Raw genomic sequence first — 15,715 nt, 5'->3', positions numbered from 1 at the left:
ACCGACACGTCACCCGTCACCGAGTTGGCGCGCACCTCGGTGAACGAGCCGGCGAGCTGCCCATACCGCCCGGTGTACTGCCCCTTCACTCCGCTGATCTGAGCGTCGTCGAGTTGCAGCTTTCCGGTGGCCGTGCTGATCGAATACTGCGCGGGCACGCCCGCGTCGAGCCGCACCGTGAGGTCGCCCGCGACGGTGTTGTTCTTGATGCGATCGGGCGTGCCGCGCAGGTCGGCGACCACATCGGCCGAGACGCCATCGCACGAGAAGCGGCTAATCGTTCCCGACACCGTGACGTCTCCGCTCACCGTCTGCACGTCGAGATCACCCTCGTGCGCCCGCACCGAAACCTCGGCGCTGACCGCGTGCACGGTGACGTTGCCCACAATGCCGTCGAGCAGAATGTCGCCGTTGACGGTGTTGACCGTCACGTCGCTGTGCAGGCCGCTGACCAAACCTTCGGCCGTCACAACACTGAGGTTGAGCAGCGCCGAGCGCGGCACGAGAACGCTGACTCCGGCGCGGGCCTTGCCGCTGAACAGTCGGAAGTTGTCGAAGAACGTCTCCCACTTCAACTGCGGGTGGTCGACGACGAGCGTGTCGCCGTCGAGCGCAACCTTGAGGTCGCGGCCGGCCACCGAGTGCACCTCGACGCGTGCGCCGGGTTCGTCGTGCGCCACGATGTCTACCTGCCCGCCGATCAGCCCGACCTTGACCGAGCGAACGAGCTCGAGGTCGATCACGGTGGGTTCGGTCACGATCCACGTTTCTTGTGCCATGTCGTGCTCCTTGCTCGGGCCCCGGTGGGGCATCCTGTCTCGAAAGCTTGAGACGCGATATATCGCGTTCGATGAAAGTCACGATATATCGCGAGTGCACGCAACGCAAGCCCGAAAACTCAAACCGGCTTGACCTTGACGCTGCGTCAACCTCTACCGTGAAACGCATGCAGTGGTCCATTCAGCAGATCGCCCGGTTGTCGGGCACCACGAGCCGCACCTTGCGGCACTACGACGACCTCGGGTTGCTGCCCCCGACGAGCATCGGAGCCAACGGCTACCGCTACTACGACGTGGCAGCCCTCACGCGACTGCAGCGCATCTTGTTGTTGCGCGAGCTGGGTGTGGGGTTGCCCGCGATCGCCGAGGTGCTCGCGGGGCAGACCGACGACACGGCGGCGCTCGAGTCGCACCTGGGTTGGCTCGAGCACGAGCGCGATCGGGTTGATCGCCAGATCGCGAGTGTGACCACGACGATTCTCAAACTGAAAGAAGGTGAACAACTGATGGCAGAAGAAATGCTTGATGGCTTCGACCACACCGTCTACCAAGACGAAGTCGAAGAGCGCTGGGGAGCTGACGCGTACGCGAAGGGCGACCGCTGGTGGCGCGAACTCGGGGCCGACGGCCAGGCCGCGTTTAAGGCGGAGGCCGCTGCGATCGAGGCGGGGCTTCGGGATGCTCGCGCATCCGGCACGCCCGTCTCAGACCCGGCGGTGCAGGGTCTCATTGCCCGGCACTATGCCTGGGTGCGTCAGGGCTGGGGCGGCACGGCGCCGAGCGCGGACGCGTACCGCGGTCTTGCCGACATGTACGTTGCCGACCCGCGCTTCGCGCAGGCCTACGGTGGCGTCGACGGCGCCGAGTATGTGCGCGACGCGATCGGGGTTTATGCCGACGCCGAGCTCGCCTAAGCCGGTGCCGTGCCGGGCTCGTCCGGCGCCGCACTGGGTTCCGGGTCCGTGAGTCCTGACGGTTCCGGAACCCGCAGGCGCGGCAACGTGAACCCGACCATGGGCCCGATGAGCAGCGCGAACGCGACGGTGCCGAAGCCCACGGTGCCGCCGAGCACCCAGCCGATGGTGAGCACGGTGACTTCGACGACCGTGCGCACCTTCCAGATCTTCCAGCCGAAGCGCGCGTGGGCGCCCGTCATGAGCCCATCGCGCGGGCCCGGCCCGAAGCGCGCGCCGATGTAGAGGCCCGTCGCCACGGCGAGCAGGGCGAGACCCGCGGCGAACATGAGCCACTGGGCCCAGAGCTGGTCAGGCGTTGTCACCACAAGCATCGTGAGGTCGATCACGGGCCCGATGAGCAACACGTTGAGCACGGTGCCGATGCCCGGCTTCTGCCGAATCGGAATCCACAGCAGTAGCACGCCGGCGCCGATGAGCACGACGATGACGCCGATCGAGAGACCTGTCTGCACTTCGAGTCCCTGGGCGAAGACCGTCCAGGGGTCGAGCCCGACGTCGGCCTGAATGAGCAGAGCGACCGCATTGCCATAGAAGAACAGGCCGAGCAACAGCTGGCCCCAGCGGCGAACCAGAATGCGGCGGGGTGTCATGATGGGACTATCCTCGCATCCTGACCGATCGGTCTAATTCCGGGTGCGCCATCACCCCTTGCTGTGTAAACACTCAGCGAATGCTGGGATGCTGACCCGCGCATCGTCGCGCATCGACCCTGCCATCACTGCCACTTCGGGCATCACCGCCCGCCGTTCGACCGGAGTTCAACGTGCACCTTCTCTCGGTGTTCAGCCTGCGCAACCGTGCGCTCATCGCATTGGTCACGATCGTCGTGGGCCTCTTTGGTGGAATCGCGCTGACGACGCTCAAGCAAGAGCTGATTCCGTCGATCACGGCCTCGCGCATCGTGATCGTGACGCAGTACCCCGGTGCCGCCCCCGAGATCGTCGAGCAAGACGTGTCGACGCCCATCGAGACGGCCATTCAGGGTGTGAGCGGGCTCGATACCTCGAGCGCAACCTCGAGCACGGGCTTCTCGGTCGTCTCGGCGAGCTTCGACTTCGGCACCGACATCGTGCGGGCCGAGCAGCGGGTGCAGCTTGCCGTCAACCGCGCCCAGCTTCCTGACGACGTCGAGCCACAGGTGGTCGTCGGCTCGATCGATGACCTTCCGGTGCTGCAGATCGCCGTGACGAGTGACCTGACGGCCGCCGAACTCGACACGGCGCTGCAGAACCAGGCCGTGCCCGATCTCAACGACCTCATCGGCGTGCGCGAAGTCTCGGTGCAGGGCGCGGTCGGCCAACGCGTGACGATCACGCCGGATGCTGACGAACTGTTCCGCCTCGGCCTCACCAACGCCGACATCACCGATGCGCTCGACGCCTATGGTGTGCTCTTGCCCGCCGGCTCGATCACCGAAGACGGGCGCACACTTGTTGTGCTCTCGGGTGTGCGCATCCAGTCGATTGACGAACTCGCGGCTCTGCCGTTGATCGGGGCCGAAAGCGCTGACCTCACGACGCTCGGCGACGTCGCCGAGGTGGCGGTGGTCGACGACCCGATCACGAGCTACAGCCGCGTCAACGGTGAATCTGCCCTGACGCTCGGTGTCACCAAGACCCCCGCGGGCAACACCGTCGAGGTGTCACGCGCGGTTCAAGACGCGCTTCCGGCGATCGCCGCCGCGATCGGCTCGAACACCGAGTTCACGATCGTCTTCGACCAGGCGCCCTTCATCGAGAAGTCGATCGAATCGCTCGCCGTTGAGGGCGTGCTCGGTCTCGCCTTCGCCGTCATCGTTATCCTCGTCTTCTTGCTGTCGATTCGCTCGACGCTCGTGACGGCCATCTCGATTCCGACCTCGGTGCTGCTCACCTTCATCGGTATGCAGGTCTCGGGCTACTCGCTCAACATCATCACGCTTGGCGCTCTCACGATCTCGATCGGCCGCGTGGTCGACGACTCGATCGTCGTCGTCGAGAACATCAAGCGCCACTTGGGGCTCGGTGAAGACAAGAAGACCGCGATTCTCACGGGTGTGAAAGAAGTGGCGACGGCCATCACGGCCTCGACCGTCACGACCATCGCGGTGTTCTTGCCGCTCGCTCTCGTCGGCGGCGTCACGGGCGAACTCTTCCGGCCCTTCGCGCTCACGACGACGATCGCGCTCGCCGCATCGCTCTTCGTCTCGCTCACGATCGTGCCGGTGCTTGCCTACTGGTTCTTGCGCGCGCCCAAGTCAGTCAGCGCGGCCGCCGAAGACTCGACCACCACCGGCCCCATCTCGCTCGATGAAGAGTCGGCCCGCCCGACGCTGCTGCAGCGCAGCTACCTGCCGATCATTCACTGGACCCTGAAGTTTCCGGCCATCACCCTCATCTTGGCCGTGCTTGTGCTCGTCGGAACCGGATTCCTCGCGCGAGGCCTGCCGACCACGTTCATCGGCAACTCGGGCCAGAACACCCTCACGGTCACGCAGTCGCTCGAGAACGGCGCGAGCCTCGAGGCCCTCGACGAGGCAGCGACCGAGGTCGAAAACGTGCTGCTCGACATCGACGGCATCGAGACCGTGCAGGCCTCGATCGGCTCGGGCCAGGGTTCGCTGCGCGCCATCTTTGGCGGCGGCAGCGATGTGACGTTCTCGATCACGACCGATTCGTCGTTCGACCAGACCGAGCTTCAAGACACGGTTCGGGATGCCCTCGCCGAGATCACCGACGCCGGCGAGATCAGCCTGCAGGCGGCCGGTGGCGGCGGCGGCTTCGGCGCGGCCGGCATCGAGGTCAACATCACGGCGGCCAACAGCGCCGACCTCGAGGCTGCGACCGAAGACGTGCTCGCTGCCGTTCGTGAGTTGGACGTCACGGCTGAAGCCACGAGCAACCTCTCAGAAACCCAGCCCTACCTCGCCATTCAGGTTGACCGCGTACGCGCGGCCGAGTTGGGCCTGAGCGAGGTGGCGGTGGGCGGCATCGTCACGGCGGCCATGTTCCCGGCTTCGGTCGGGTCAGTCGTCATCGACGAGACCAACCTGTCGATTTACATTCCCAACGCGAGCGCGCCGACCACGGTGCAAGAGTTGCGTGACTTCAGCATCCCGACCGCTATGGGCCCGAAGCCGCTGTCAGAGTTGGCGACGGTCGACCAGCAAGACGGCCCCGCGAGCATCACGACCATTCGTGGAACGCGCAGTGCGACCGTGACGGTCACGCCCTCGACCGACAACACGGGCCAGGCCTCGGCGGTCGTGAGCGCGGCGATCACCGAACTCGAGCTGCCCGACAGCGCGTCGGCGAGCCTGGGCGGTGTGACGTCGCAACAGGGCGAAGCGTTCAGCCAGCTGTTCCTCGCACTGCTCGCGGCCATCCTCATCGTCTACGTCGTTATGGTGGCCACGTTCAAGAGCCTGCGGCAGCCGCTGCTCTTGCTGGTCTCGGTACCGTTCGCGGCCACGGGTGCCATCGCGCTGCAGTTGATTTCGGGCATTCCGCTTGGGGTGCCGTCGCTCATCGGCGTGCTCATGCTCGTCGGCATCGTGGTGACCAACGCAATCGTTCTTATCGACCTCGTCAACCAATACCGCGAACGCGGCATGCGGGCGCGCGAGGCGATCATCGAGGGCTCGTCGCGTCGTCTTCGTCCGATTCTCATGACGGCGGCCGCAACGATCTTCGCGCTGCTGCCGCTGGGCCTCGGCCTCACGGGCAGTGGCGGGTTCATCTCGCAGCCGCTCGCGATCATCGTCATCGGTGGTCTCATCTCGTCGACGCTGCTCACGCTCGTCGTTCTGCCGGCCCTCTACTACGTCGTCGAAGGCGCGAAAGAGCGCCGCGAAGACAAGCGGGCGCGCAAGGCTGCGGCCGCGGTGAGCGCGACGGGCGACTAACTCTTCGGCGGATGTTCCGCCAACGGTCGGGGTGTTGCTAGCGTGATCGCACACCCCGACCGAAAGAGATTCGTCATGACTTCTCCCGCGCCTTCTGGCGACGCATCCACGACCGTTTCGCCGGGGGTTTTCGCGACCTCCACCGTGCAGCTCGCCCCGTATCGCATTCAGTGGCTCGCACGCCTGATGTATGGCAACGCGTTCGAGATCGTCGTCATCGCGATCATCATTGCGAACGCCGCTGCTCTCGCGATCCTGACCTACGACGACGTCGCGCCTGGGGTCGTCGCGGTCGCCGAGGTCATCGACCGCGCGGCCCTCATCTTCTACACCGTTGAGGTCGTGCTGCGCATTGTCTCGTATGGCACGAAGCCGTGGATGTTCTTCCGCAACCCGTGGAACGTCTTTGACCTTCTCATCGTCGTGCTCATTCCGTTCCTCAACAACGGTTCGGTGATCTTCCGACTCGTGCGTCTGCTGCGCATTCTGCGCATCTTCCGCTTCTTGCCCGAAGCGCGCATTCTCATGCTCTCGATGATCAAGTCGGTGGCGCCGCTCGCGAGCCTCGGCGTGCTCATCGGCTTCCTCATATTCATCTACGCCATGGCCGGCGTCTACCTCTTCGGCGAAGCGTCGCCCGAGCGGTGGGGTGACATCGGCACGGCCATGGTGACGCTCACGGTCATGCTCACGCTCGAGAACTTCCCCGACTCGTTCCTCGGTGGGCTGGCAATCACGCCGTGGGCCTTGCTCTACTTCTTGAGCTACATGTTCTTCATCGTCTTCACGGTGCTCAACATCCTCATCGGTATCGTCATCACCGCCATGGACCAAGCGCGCGAAGAGGTCACGGCCGACCGCGCGGCCGAGGGCCTGCCGACGGCGACGGGCACGATCCACGTTCCGGCTTCGGCACGGGATGCTCACGCAGCGCACGGCGAGCTCGACGCTTTGGCCGCCGACCTCGACGGGGTCGCGCGCTCGGGCACGGCATCCGCCGACCACATCCGCCGCATCCGCGAAGAGATCGACCGCCTCAAGGCCGGGAGCAAGTAGTGCGAGGGCGCCGGGTCGCCGCGGCAGCACTGGCTACGGTTGGGCTGCTGCTGCTTCCCGGCGCCATCATGGCCAACTGGGCCACGACGCAACTGGTCGAGACCGAGCGGTTCGTCGCCACCCTGGCGCCGCTCGCCGATGATCCCGCAGTGCACGACCGCATCATCACCGAGGTCACGGCACTCGTCGACGAGCAGGTCGACATTGATGCCGTCACGAGCGAGTTGCTCAGCGGTCTCGGCGAGGCACTCGACCTCGGCCCGAAGGCGCAGGGCGCTCTTGACCTCGTGAGTGCTCCTATCGCCGCCGGGGTGCGGTCGCTCGTCGCCGACGTCGTGACCGAGGTCGTGACGTCGCCCGCGTTCAGCACGGCGTGGAAGCGCTCGATCGAGGTCGCGCACACGCAAGCGATTCGGCTGCTGTCGGGCGCCCCCGATTCACTGCTGACGCTCGACCGCGACGGAACCCTGAGCCTGCCGCTCGGACCCATCGTGGCCGAGGTGCGCGCCGCGCTCGTCGAGCAGGGTGTGCCGTTTGCCGCCGCGATTCCCGATACCGATCGCGCCATTGTTCTCGCCGAGCTTCCGAACCTGGCCCTCGCTCGCGTGGTCTTTCAGGTGGGCGTGACGGTGGGCCTCTGGTTGCCCTGGATCACCGCCGCCCTGCTGATCGGCGCGGTGCTCGTGGCTCCGCGACGGCCCGCGACGGCCCGCACGATTGCAATCGTCGCGCTGGGTGTGGCCGCTGTGCTCGCCCTCGGCTTTGTACTCGCGCGCGTCGCCATCGCGGCTTACGTCGGCCCCGAGTCGTCGGCACTCGCGCGCTCGGTGTTCGACGCCATGACCTCCTATGCCGTCAGCACGATTCTCGGGATGCTCGCGCTGAGCATCGTCATCGTGCTCGCTGCGTGGTGGCTCGGGTCGTCGGCGCTCGCCGAGAAGGGCCGTGCCGCGCTTGATGCTCGCGTCGCCCAGGCGCGCGAGGCGCTCGGCATCGGCCCGAGCGGGTTCGGCGCGGCGTTGCACCGCCGGCGCGGTGTCGCGCGCGGTGTCGCCGTGGTGCTCGCGGCGCTGCCCGCTGTGCTTCTGCCGCCGCTCTCGATCGTGAGCGTGCTCGTGTGCGCGCTGCTCGCGGCCGGGTTGCTCGTCGTGGTCGAGCTGCTCGCAGTCGCGCCGCCACCGCCGCCGCCGCCTCCTCCTCCGCCCGCGCCCGCGCCCGCGCCCGCGAAGCGTGCGTCACGGCCGCGGGCCACTGCGTCCGCGCGCTAGCCCAGGGTCTTTTCCATGCACACGCTGAACCCGTTGCCGGCGTAGGGTCCGAAGCGCTCAATGTGCACGTAGCCGCGCTGCTCATACAGAGCGATTGCGGCGAGGTGGCGCGGCCCGGTTTCGAGCTGCAGCGTGTGGGTGCTCGCCGCACGCGCGGCTGCCTCGAGAGCATCCATGACCGCCGTCGCCACGCCCTGGCCGCGCCCGGCCTCGCTCACAAACAGTCTCTTCAGCTCGCCCGTGCCGTCGCCCCGATTCACGAGTGCTGCCATGCCGAGCGCGAGCCCTTCGGCGTCGCGCGCGACGAACACGGTGACCCCGTCGGCGACGAGCTCGGCGAGAGCGAGTGAGCTGCATGCGCCGGTCGCATACAGGCTCTCGGCGTAGGCATCACTCGCCCGCACGAGGGACTCGACCTCGGGCTGGCGAGGGTCGGCAACGGTCACGATGGTCACAATGCGCCCAGAATAGGCCAGCCGAGAGCCTCGTCGGGTACGCTGAAGGGTCGGCTGGAGGCGGGCGGGGTTTCTCGTCAGTGCATTGTGTGCGCCTCAGGGCCGGTACTCCCCGTCGTTCGACGGTCGGAGATCACCTCGAGATGTGACGGCCCCCAGCCATCGACTGTCTGGGATCGTGGCGCGTGTGCGCCAACGAAGCTTCTTGCGTTACCCCAGAAAGAACCATGCCTCAGAACAACAAGGGCGGCGCTTCGCGCGCGCCTCAGTCATCCCGTTCGTCTGCGCCTCGCGGTGCAGCACCCCGTGGCGCGGCCTCGCGCGGCGCCGGCGCGAAGTCGCCCGCGCCCGGATCGCGCAGCCCTAAGCACCGCGGCTACCGCCCCGACGAAGCCGCCGCGCCCGAGAAGAAGGCCCGCTGGAGCCGCGACGAACGCGTCGACCGCGGCCACGCTCCCGAGCGCGCCCGCCCCGAGCGCGACGACCGCGCTGCGCGCCCGTCGCGCGACGACCGTCCGCAGCGTTCGTTTGATCGGGATGCTCGTCCCGCTCGCTCGAGCGACCGCGACGATCGCGCGCCCCGCTACGACGACCGCGTTGCTCGCCCGGCTCGTGCCGGCGATCGCGACGCGCGCCCGGCGCGCTCTGGCGATCGCGACGACCGCCCGGCTCGCGACGATCGCGGCGCCGGCAATCGCTCCAGCAACGACCGCGGCTACCGCCCGGCGTCGACCAACGGCCGCCCCGCGCGTCCGAGCCGTGACGGCGACACCCGCGACGGAGCCGCCCGCACCGGAACTGGCCGTGCAACGCACCGCCCCGACTGGCGCCCGCAGACGGGCGCCGCGAACACGGGTCGCCCCGCTCGCTCGTTCGACCGCGACGCGCGCCCCGCGCGCGACGACCGTGCACCCCGTTCGTTCGACCGGGATGCGCGTCCTGCGCGTTCGTTCGATCGTGACGACCGCGCCCCCCGCTTCTACGAGCGCGACGCTCGTCCCGCGCGCAGCTTTGACCGCGACGAGCGCCCGATCGAGCGCCGCGAGTCTAGCTTCTACCCGAGCCGCGACACCAAGGCCGCCAAGGTCGACGACGTCGTGCTCGATCGCTTGACGGCCGACGCCGTGCTCGCGACCGATGTCGAGGGCGTCACGTTCGCTGACCTCGGCCTGGGCGCGAACATCGTGCGCGAGCTCGAAGAGCAGGGCGCGCGCTCGCCGTTCCCGATTCAGGCGGCGACGATTCCCGATGTGCTCGCGGGCAAAGACGTGCTCGGCCGTGGTCGCACGGGCTCGGGCAAGACGATCGCGTTCGGGGCTCCGTTGGTCGAGCGACTGATGGAGAACGGTGGCGGCAAGAAGCGCCAGATGGGCCGCGCGCCCCGCGCGCTCATCCTGGCTCCGACGCGTGAGCTTGCCCTGCAGATCGACCGCACCGTGCAGCCCATTGCTCGCAGTGTCGGACTTTTCACGACGCAGATCTACGGCGGCGTGCCCCAGGGTCGCCAGGTCGGTGCATTGCAGCGCGGTGTCGACATCATCATTGGCACGCCGGGCCGCATCGAAGACCTCATTGAGCAGGGTCGCCTCGATCTCAGCCAGATCGAGATCGTGGTGCTCGACGAGGCTGACCACATGTGCGAGCTCGGATTCCTCGAGCCCGTTCAGCGCATCATCCGTCGCACGCGTCCGAATGGGCAGCGCTTGCTGTTCTCGGCCACGCTCGACTCGGGTGTCGCAAGCCTCGTCACCGAGTTCCTCGACAAGCCCGCCGTCTACGAAGTAGCCGGAGAAGACCAAGAGTCGTCGACGATCGACCACAAGGTGCTGCTCGTCGACCAGCGCGAGAAGCGCGGCATCATCGAGCAGCTCGCCGCCGGCGACGGCAAGACGCTCATCTTCGCCCGCACGCGTGCGTTTGCCGAAGAGCTCGCCGACCAGCTCGACGACGCCGGCATCCCGGCCGTCAGCCTGCACGGCGACCTCAACCAGGCACGTCGCACGCGCAACCTCGAGAAGCTCACGAGTGGTCGGGTCAATGTGTTGGTGGCGACGGATGTCGCGGCGCGGGGCATCCACGTCGATGACATCTCGCTCGTGATCCAGGCTGACGCCCCCGACGAGTACAAGACCTACTTGCACCGCTCGGGCCGCACTGGCCGCGCGGGCAAGGTCGGAACAGTCGTCACGCTCATCACCCGCCAGCGCGCGCGTCGCTTCGACGAGCTGTTGCAGCGCGCCGAGATTGAGGCCGAGACCACCGAGGTGCGCGTCGGCGACGCGTTCCTCGACCGCCTCGCCGCGCTCTAGCGCAACTGCAGGTACGCCAGCCGGGCGTGCTGCTCCCAGGCCGTGAGGGTCGTGAGGGCGGCACGCTCGGCTGCTGCCGTTTCGGCGGGGTCAGTCGCCGACCCAAAAGGAAACGCGAACCCGCGCTGGCCATCCATGAGCAGCATGACCATCTGCCAGTCGTCGGCCGCATCGGCGTCGTCGCGCGGCAGCCCGCGCTCGATGGTCTCGCGATGCCACGACCCGTTGGCGCGCCGCGTCGCTCGCGTCACGGGGTCACCGGGCTGCTCGAGCAGTGTCGGGGTGATCGTCGACGAGGCGTCCCAGCCGAGAGCGCGATGGCGCTGCAGTTCGAGCGCGAGTCCGTGGGGCGTGAACGGCGCCGGAAACAGCGTGTTGGTCGCAATGTGCATCGCGCGCTGCGACAGGTGCTCGGTCTCGGTGTCGCCTCGGTCGAGGGCGGCACGCTCGGCACTCACCAGACCGGAGAGCACGACGGATGCGATGCCCGCCGCCGGCCCCGGTGTCAGCCGCGCGACATAGAGCGCGAGCACCCGCAAAAACGTGGCATGGTCGTCGCGCGACGCGAACGGCGGCACGGGTAATCCCGCGATCGGAACACTGTCTAGGGGAGCAGCCACGACCATGCGCCCACCCTAGTCACTGGGTCGCGCCGCCCGCCCGCCGCGCCCGGCCGCCTGCCCGCCAGCCCGCCGCGCCCGCCCCACCCCTGCCTGACTTCCGCGCCCGCCCCACCCCTGCCTGCCTTCCGCGCCCGGGTGACACCTTCCTCTGGCACGCTCCCGAATCGCAGGACGTTCGGGAGCCAAAGTCGGCAATTGTTCCTGCGATTCGGGAGCGCGCGGAGGGAAAGGTGGTGGGTCGGTCGTGCGGAGCGGAGCGGGTCGGGCGTATGGCCCGCGGTGCGGGCCGGGCGGGTGTGTGGTGCGGTGCGGGCCGGGCGGGTGCGCGGAATGGGTCGCGCAGGTGGGTAGGTCGTGCGGTGTCGTGCGGCGCGGGCGTGCGGCAGCCGGGCGTCCGGCCGCCCTAGGCAGCAGCGAGCATGGCGCTCGCGGCGAGGGCGAGCGCGAGGCCGACCCATTGGAGGGTAGCGATCCGTTCGCGCAGCACGAGGGCCGCGAGCAAGATGGTTCCCGCCGGGTAGAGGGCCGTGAGCACCGAGACGATCGTGAGGTCGCCGACGCGCAATCCGATGAGCACGATGACGTTGGCGATCGCGTCGAGCACTCCGCAGCCGATGCCGAGCAGCAGTCCGCCGCGCCAGCCGCCGCGCAGAGCAGCGGCGCTCGCGCGCAGCAGGCCGTCGCGCCCCGGTGCGCCCGGGGCCGGGTCGCCCGCCAACGCGTGGGGGGCGCCGTGGGTTCCGTCGAGCACCGCGAGCGGAGCATCCGTCGACCGCACGTGACGCCGCGCCGCAACAACCGCCATGACGACGATGAGCGTGATCATGATGGACGCGTTGACGAGACGGTTCGTGACGAGAGGCACGAGGCCGCTGTCGTCGGGCGTCTGGTCGATCAGGATGTAGAACGCGCCGATGAGCATGCCCGAGATGGTCGCCATGGTGAGCCCCGCGAGAGTCGGCCGCACCGCCTCTTTCGACGGCACAAAGCCCACGAGCACGACCGCCACGAGGGCGAGCGCGAAGGCGGGGTAGGCGATCGCTCCCAACTGCGAACCGGTAACGAGGCCCCACGTGAGGGGAACGATCGCCGAGGTCACGGCCGTGAGCGGCGACAAGATGCTCATCGGCCCGATCGCGAGGCACGCGTAGAGCAGCGCGATGGCCGCGGCACCCGTGACGCCCGACAGCGCGCCCCAGATGATCGCCTCGCGTGACCACTCGCCCGCGATCACGAACGTGCCGAGATAGAGCAACACGACACCCGAGATCGCTCCGAGCGCGGTCACACGCAACGCCGAAATGCGTCGCGACGCCAGGCCACCGAGAAAGTCGGCGAAGCCATAGAAGAGGGCGCCAGCCAGCCCGAGAACAACAGTGAGCACGGGGCACACCTCCTGCCCTCGATTCTGTCAGGCCTCACGACCAGGCGGCCTCGCTAGGGTGACGACGTGACTTTTCGCGATGATGCCGACATTTCTTCGTCCACCGTGCGCCGTTCGGGTTCGCGGCGGGGCCTCGCCATTGGCGGCGGTGGGGGCATCGTCGCCGTCATCGCGGTGTTCCTCATCGCGCAGTTCACGGGCGTCGACCTCAGCCCGCTGCTCGGCGGCGGAACCACTGGGGGTCCCGCTCCCGAGGCCTCCGAGCTGAGCGAGTGCGACACCGGTGCCGACGCGAACGCGAGCGTCGATTGCCGCATCGCGGGTGCCGCCGTCTCCCTCGACGACTTCTGGCTCGCCGCCGCCCCGCAGATCGGCGTCGACTATCGCACCCCCGGCGCGAGGCTCTTCGAGCAGTCGATCGACACCGGATGCGGTGGCGCGACGAGCGCGGTCGGCCCGTTCTACTGCCCTGCCGACGAAACCATCTACCTCGACACGGGCTTCTACGACGAACTCCGCACGCAGTTTGGGGCCGAAGGCGGCCCTCTCGCCGAGATGTATGTCGTCGCGCACGAATGGGGTCACCACATCCAAAACCTCGCGGGAGTGCTGAGCTCGGCGAACCTGGGCGACACCGGCCCCGCATCCGACGCCGTGCGCATCGAACTGCAGGCCGACTGCTTCGGCGGGGCGTGGGCGGGCGCCGCATCGGAGGGGGCGGATGCTCTGCTCGAGCCCATCACGCGTGAGCAGGTCGCCCAAGCCCTCGACGCTGCCTCGGTCATTGGAGATGACCGCATTCAAGAGCAGACCACCGGCCAGGTCTCGCCCGAGAGTTGGACGCATGGCTCGAGCGAGCAACGTCAGCGCTGGTTTGCCATTGGCTTCGAGCAGGGCGTCACCGCGTGCGACACCTTCTCGGTGTCGGGCGCCGAGCTTTAGCCGTCGAGCTCGAGCAATCGAGCCCGGGCGGGAATCATCGGCCCGCCTGATCCGTTGTCGTTACGGGCGGGCCGCCAGGGCTTTGTCATATTCGGGTAACGCTCGCCGTGCGCCCGTACGCTAGCACCACACGACTTTTGCAAGGAGACCTTCATGGCCCGCATCTACTCCGACATCACCCAGGTGTTTGGCAACACCCCGCTCGTGACGCTCAACAACGTCACCGAGGGGGCCGGGGCCACGGTGCTCGCCAAGCTCGAGTTCTACAACCCCTCGGCGAGCGTGAAAGACCGCCTCGGTGTCGCGATCATCGAGGCGGCCGAGAAGAGCGGCGAGCTCAAGCCCGGCGGCACGATCGTTGAGGCCACGAGCGGCAACACCGGCATCGCGCTCGCGATGATCGGTGCGGCTCGCGGCTACAAGACCGTGCTGGTCATGCCCGAGTCGATGAGCAACGAGCGCAAGATGCTGCTCAAGGCCTACGGCGCAGAACTGATTCTCACGCCGGCGGGTGAGGGCATGAAGGGCGCCGTCGCGGTGTCGCAGCAGATTGTTGCCGACCGCCCGGGCACGATTCTCGCCCGTCAGTTCGAGAACGAGGCGAACGCCGAAATTCACCGCCGCACCACGGGCCCCGAGGTGTGGAACGACACCGACGGCGCCGTCGACATTTTTGTGTCGGGCGTCGGAACCGGTGGCACCATCACGGGCACCGGCCAGTACCTCAAGCAGCAGAAGCCCGGCCTGACGGTCGTCGCGGTCGAGCCTGCCGAGAGCCCGATTCTCAATGGCGGAGCCCCCGGCCCGCACAAGATCGCTGGCATTGGCCCCAACTTCATTGCCCCGGTGCTCGACCAAGAGATCTATGACGAGGTCATCGACGTCAACATCGACCAGGCTGTGAGCATGGCGCGTCGACTCTCGAGCGAAGAGGGAATCCTCGCCGGCATTTCGTCGGGAGCCACGGTGCACGCGGCCGTTGAGCTCGCGAAGCGCCCCGAGAACGCGGGCAAGCTCATTGTCGTCATCGTGGCGAGCTACGGCGAGCGCTACCTCTCGAGCGTGCTCTACGACGACTTGCGCGCCTAGATGGGCATGCGGGAGGACATCCGCACCGCCCGATTGCGCGACCCGGCCGCGCGCTCGGGCCTCGAAGTCTTTCTGACCTCGGCGGGGGTGCACGCCATCTGGTGGCACCGCATTGCCCACTGGCTCTGGACGCACGGCTTCAAGCTGCTCGGCCGCATGGTGGCGCAAGGCGCCCGCTGGTGGACAGGCATTGAGATTCACCCCGGTGCCACGATCGGCCGGCGGTTCTTCATCGACCACGGCATGGGCGTCGTCATCGGCGAGACGGCCGAGATCGGCGACGACGTCATGCTGTATCACGGCGTCACGCTCGGCGGTCGCACCCTCGAGCGCGGCAAGCGCCACCCTACGGTCGGCAACGGCGTGCTCATCGGAGCCAACGCCACGGTGCTCGGCCCCGTCACGATCGGCGATCGCTCGCAGATTGGCGCGCTCGCTTTGGTGACGAAGGATGTTCCGCCCGACTCGGTCGCGACCGGAATTCCCGCGGTCTCCCGCCCCCTCGATCGCGGCGCGGGCCGCACGGGGGCTGACGGTTTCGTCGTCGACCCGGCCATTCATATCTGATGAGCGCGGTCGGGCGTCTCACCTCGCTTCTTCCGAGGCGCTCCGACTACGCGATGATGCGGCGCACGTGGAAGGGCGACCTTATCGCGGGCCTCACGGTCGGCATCGTCGCACTGCCGCTCGCGCTGGCGTTCGGCGTCAGCTCGGGCGCGGGTGCTGACGCGGGGCTCATCACGGCGATTGTCGCCGGGCTCGTCGCGGCCGTGTTTGGTGGCTCGAACATCCAGGTGTCTGGCCCGACCGGGGCGATGGTTGTCGTGCTCGGGCCCATCGTCGCGGCGCAGGGCGCGGGGGTCGTCGCGCTCGTGACGATCATGGCCGGAGTCATGGTGCTCATCGCCGCGGTGCTGCGGCTCGGGCAGGCGGTCGCGGTGATTCCGTGG

The 15,715-nt window shown here is 68.0% G+C and carries 14 protein-coding genes; 9 read left to right on the top strand and 5 right to left on the bottom strand.

Annotated elements, in window-relative coordinates; all coding sequences use genetic code 11:
• Nucleotides 1-779 (bottom strand): DUF4097 family beta strand repeat-containing protein (locus SFU54_RS02875; protein WP_319014809.1); only part of this gene is annotated, 779 nt, incomplete at its 3' end.
• A gap of 167 nt (nucleotides 780-946) precedes the next feature.
• On the opposite strand from SFU54_RS02875, the gene SFU54_RS02870 reads away from it, so the two are divergent.
• Complete coding sequence (locus tag SFU54_RS02870) at nucleotides 947-1,693, top strand: MerR family transcriptional regulator (protein WP_319014808.1); 747 nt, start codon at nucleotides 947-949, stop codon at nucleotides 1,691-1,693.
• On the opposite strand, the gene SFU54_RS02865 is transcribed toward SFU54_RS02870, so the two are convergent.
• Nucleotides 1,690-2,346 carry a hypothetical protein gene (locus SFU54_RS02865; RefSeq protein ID WP_319014807.1) on the bottom strand — a complete coding sequence of 219 codons (657 nt, stop codon included), beginning with the start codon at nucleotides 2,344-2,346 and terminating at the stop codon, nucleotides 1,690-1,692. The genes SFU54_RS02870 and SFU54_RS02865 overlap by 4 nt on opposite strands.
• 173 nt (nucleotides 2,347-2,519) lie before the next feature.
• Between SFU54_RS02865 and SFU54_RS02860 the strand changes: the two genes are divergently transcribed.
• The 3 genes from SFU54_RS02860 (at nucleotide 2,520) to SFU54_RS02850 (ending at nucleotide 7,963) form a co-directional block, all read left to right on the top strand.
• Entirely contained in the window at nucleotides 2,520-5,639 is a 3,120-nt protein-coding gene (locus SFU54_RS02860; RefSeq protein ID WP_319014806.1) for an efflux RND transporter permease subunit, read from the top strand.
• Between the two features lie 75 nt (nucleotides 5,640-5,714).
• On the top strand, nucleotides 5,715-6,695 hold the full coding sequence (locus SFU54_RS02855; RefSeq protein WP_319014805.1) for an ion transporter: 981 nt from the start codon (nucleotides 5,715-5,717) through the stop codon (nucleotides 6,693-6,695).
• The gene (locus SFU54_RS02850) at nucleotides 6,695-7,963 is read left to right on the top strand and encodes a hypothetical protein (protein WP_319014804.1); all 1,269 of its coding nucleotides are present in this window, start codon (nucleotides 6,695-6,697) and stop codon (nucleotides 7,961-7,963) included. The genes SFU54_RS02855 and SFU54_RS02850 overlap by 1 nt, the downstream gene beginning before the upstream one ends.
• Here SFU54_RS02850 and SFU54_RS02845 read toward each other — a convergent pair.
• Entirely contained in the window at nucleotides 7,960-8,418 is a 459-nt protein-coding gene (locus SFU54_RS02845) for a GNAT family N-acetyltransferase (protein WP_319014803.1), read from the bottom strand. The genes SFU54_RS02850 and SFU54_RS02845 overlap by 4 nt on opposite strands.
• A gap of 227 nt (nucleotides 8,419-8,645) precedes the next feature.
• On the opposite strand from SFU54_RS02845, the gene SFU54_RS02840 reads away from it, so the two are divergent.
• On the top strand, nucleotides 8,646-10,727 hold the full coding sequence (locus tag SFU54_RS02840; protein ID WP_319014802.1) for a DEAD/DEAH box helicase: 2,082 nt from the start codon (nucleotides 8,646-8,648) through the stop codon (nucleotides 10,725-10,727).
• Here the strand turns inward: SFU54_RS02840 and SFU54_RS02835 are convergent.
• Both SFU54_RS02835 and SFU54_RS02830 read right to left on the bottom strand, forming a co-directional pair.
• Nucleotides 10,724-11,353, bottom strand: coding sequence for a hypothetical protein (locus tag SFU54_RS02835; RefSeq protein ID WP_319014801.1), 630 nt, complete (start codon nucleotides 11,351-11,353; stop codon nucleotides 10,724-10,726). The two genes, SFU54_RS02840 and SFU54_RS02835, sit on opposite strands and share 4 nt — an antisense overlap.
• A gap of 400 nt (nucleotides 11,354-11,753) precedes the next feature.
• Nucleotides 11,754-12,734, bottom strand: coding sequence for an EamA family transporter (locus tag SFU54_RS02830; protein WP_319014800.1), 981 nt, complete (start codon nucleotides 12,732-12,734; stop codon nucleotides 11,754-11,756).
• A 66-nt stretch (nucleotides 12,735-12,800) separates the two neighbouring features.
• On the opposite strand from SFU54_RS02830, the gene SFU54_RS02825 reads away from it, so the two are divergent.
• The 4 genes from SFU54_RS02825 to SFU54_RS02810 all read left to right on the top strand — a co-directional run.
• On the top strand, nucleotides 12,801-13,676 hold the full coding sequence (locus SFU54_RS02825) for a neutral zinc metallopeptidase (protein WP_319014799.1): 876 nt from the start codon (nucleotides 12,801-12,803) through the stop codon (nucleotides 13,674-13,676).
• A 153-nt stretch (nucleotides 13,677-13,829) separates the two neighbouring features.
• A complete protein-coding gene (cysK, locus tag SFU54_RS02820; protein WP_319014798.1) occupies nucleotides 13,830-14,765 on the top strand; it encodes a cysteine synthase A in 936 nt (311 codons plus the stop codon).
• Between the two features lie 6 nt (nucleotides 14,766-14,771).
• The gene (epsC, locus tag SFU54_RS02815) at nucleotides 14,772-15,332 is read left to right on the top strand and encodes a serine O-acetyltransferase EpsC (protein WP_413466545.1); all 561 of its coding nucleotides are present in this window, start codon (nucleotides 14,772-14,774) and stop codon (nucleotides 15,330-15,332) included.
• The coding region (locus SFU54_RS02810; protein WP_319014796.1) for a SulP family inorganic anion transporter at nucleotides 15,332-15,715 on the top strand (384 nt) is incomplete at its 3' end. The genes epsC and SFU54_RS02810, both read left to right, overlap by 1 nt.

Source organism: Microcella sp., from assembly GCF_033763155.1.
Lineage (GTDB): Bacteria > Actinomycetota > Actinomycetes > Actinomycetales > Microbacteriaceae > Microcella.
This window is presented reverse-complemented; position numbering and strand designations above follow the sequence as displayed.

Excerpts from the sequence above, each read along its gene's own strand:
- SFU54_RS02870 (WP_319014808.1), top strand. The coding sequence starts at position 947 with ATGCAGTGGTCCATTCAGCAGATCGCCCGGTTGTCGGGCACCACGAGC.
- SFU54_RS02865 (WP_319014807.1), bottom strand. The coding sequence starts at position 2,346 with ATGACACCCCGCCGCATTCTGGTTCGCCGCTGGGGCCAGCTGTTGCTC.
- SFU54_RS02855 (WP_319014805.1), top strand. The coding sequence starts at position 5,715 with ATGACTTCTCCCGCGCCTTCTGGCGACGCATCCACGACCGTTTCGCCG.
- SFU54_RS02840 (WP_319014802.1), top strand. The coding sequence starts at position 8,646 with ATGCCTCAGAACAACAAGGGCGGCGCTTCGCGCGCGCCTCAGTCATCC.
- SFU54_RS02835 (WP_319014801.1), bottom strand. The coding sequence starts at position 11,353 with ATGGTCGTGGCTGCTCCCCTAGACAGTGTTCCGATCGCGGGATTACCC.
- cysK (WP_319014798.1), top strand. The coding sequence starts at position 13,830 with ATGGCCCGCATCTACTCCGACATCACCCAGGTGTTTGGCAACACCCCG.
- epsC (WP_413466545.1), top strand. The coding sequence starts at position 14,772 with ATGCGGGAGGACATCCGCACCGCCCGATTGCGCGACCCGGCCGCGCGC.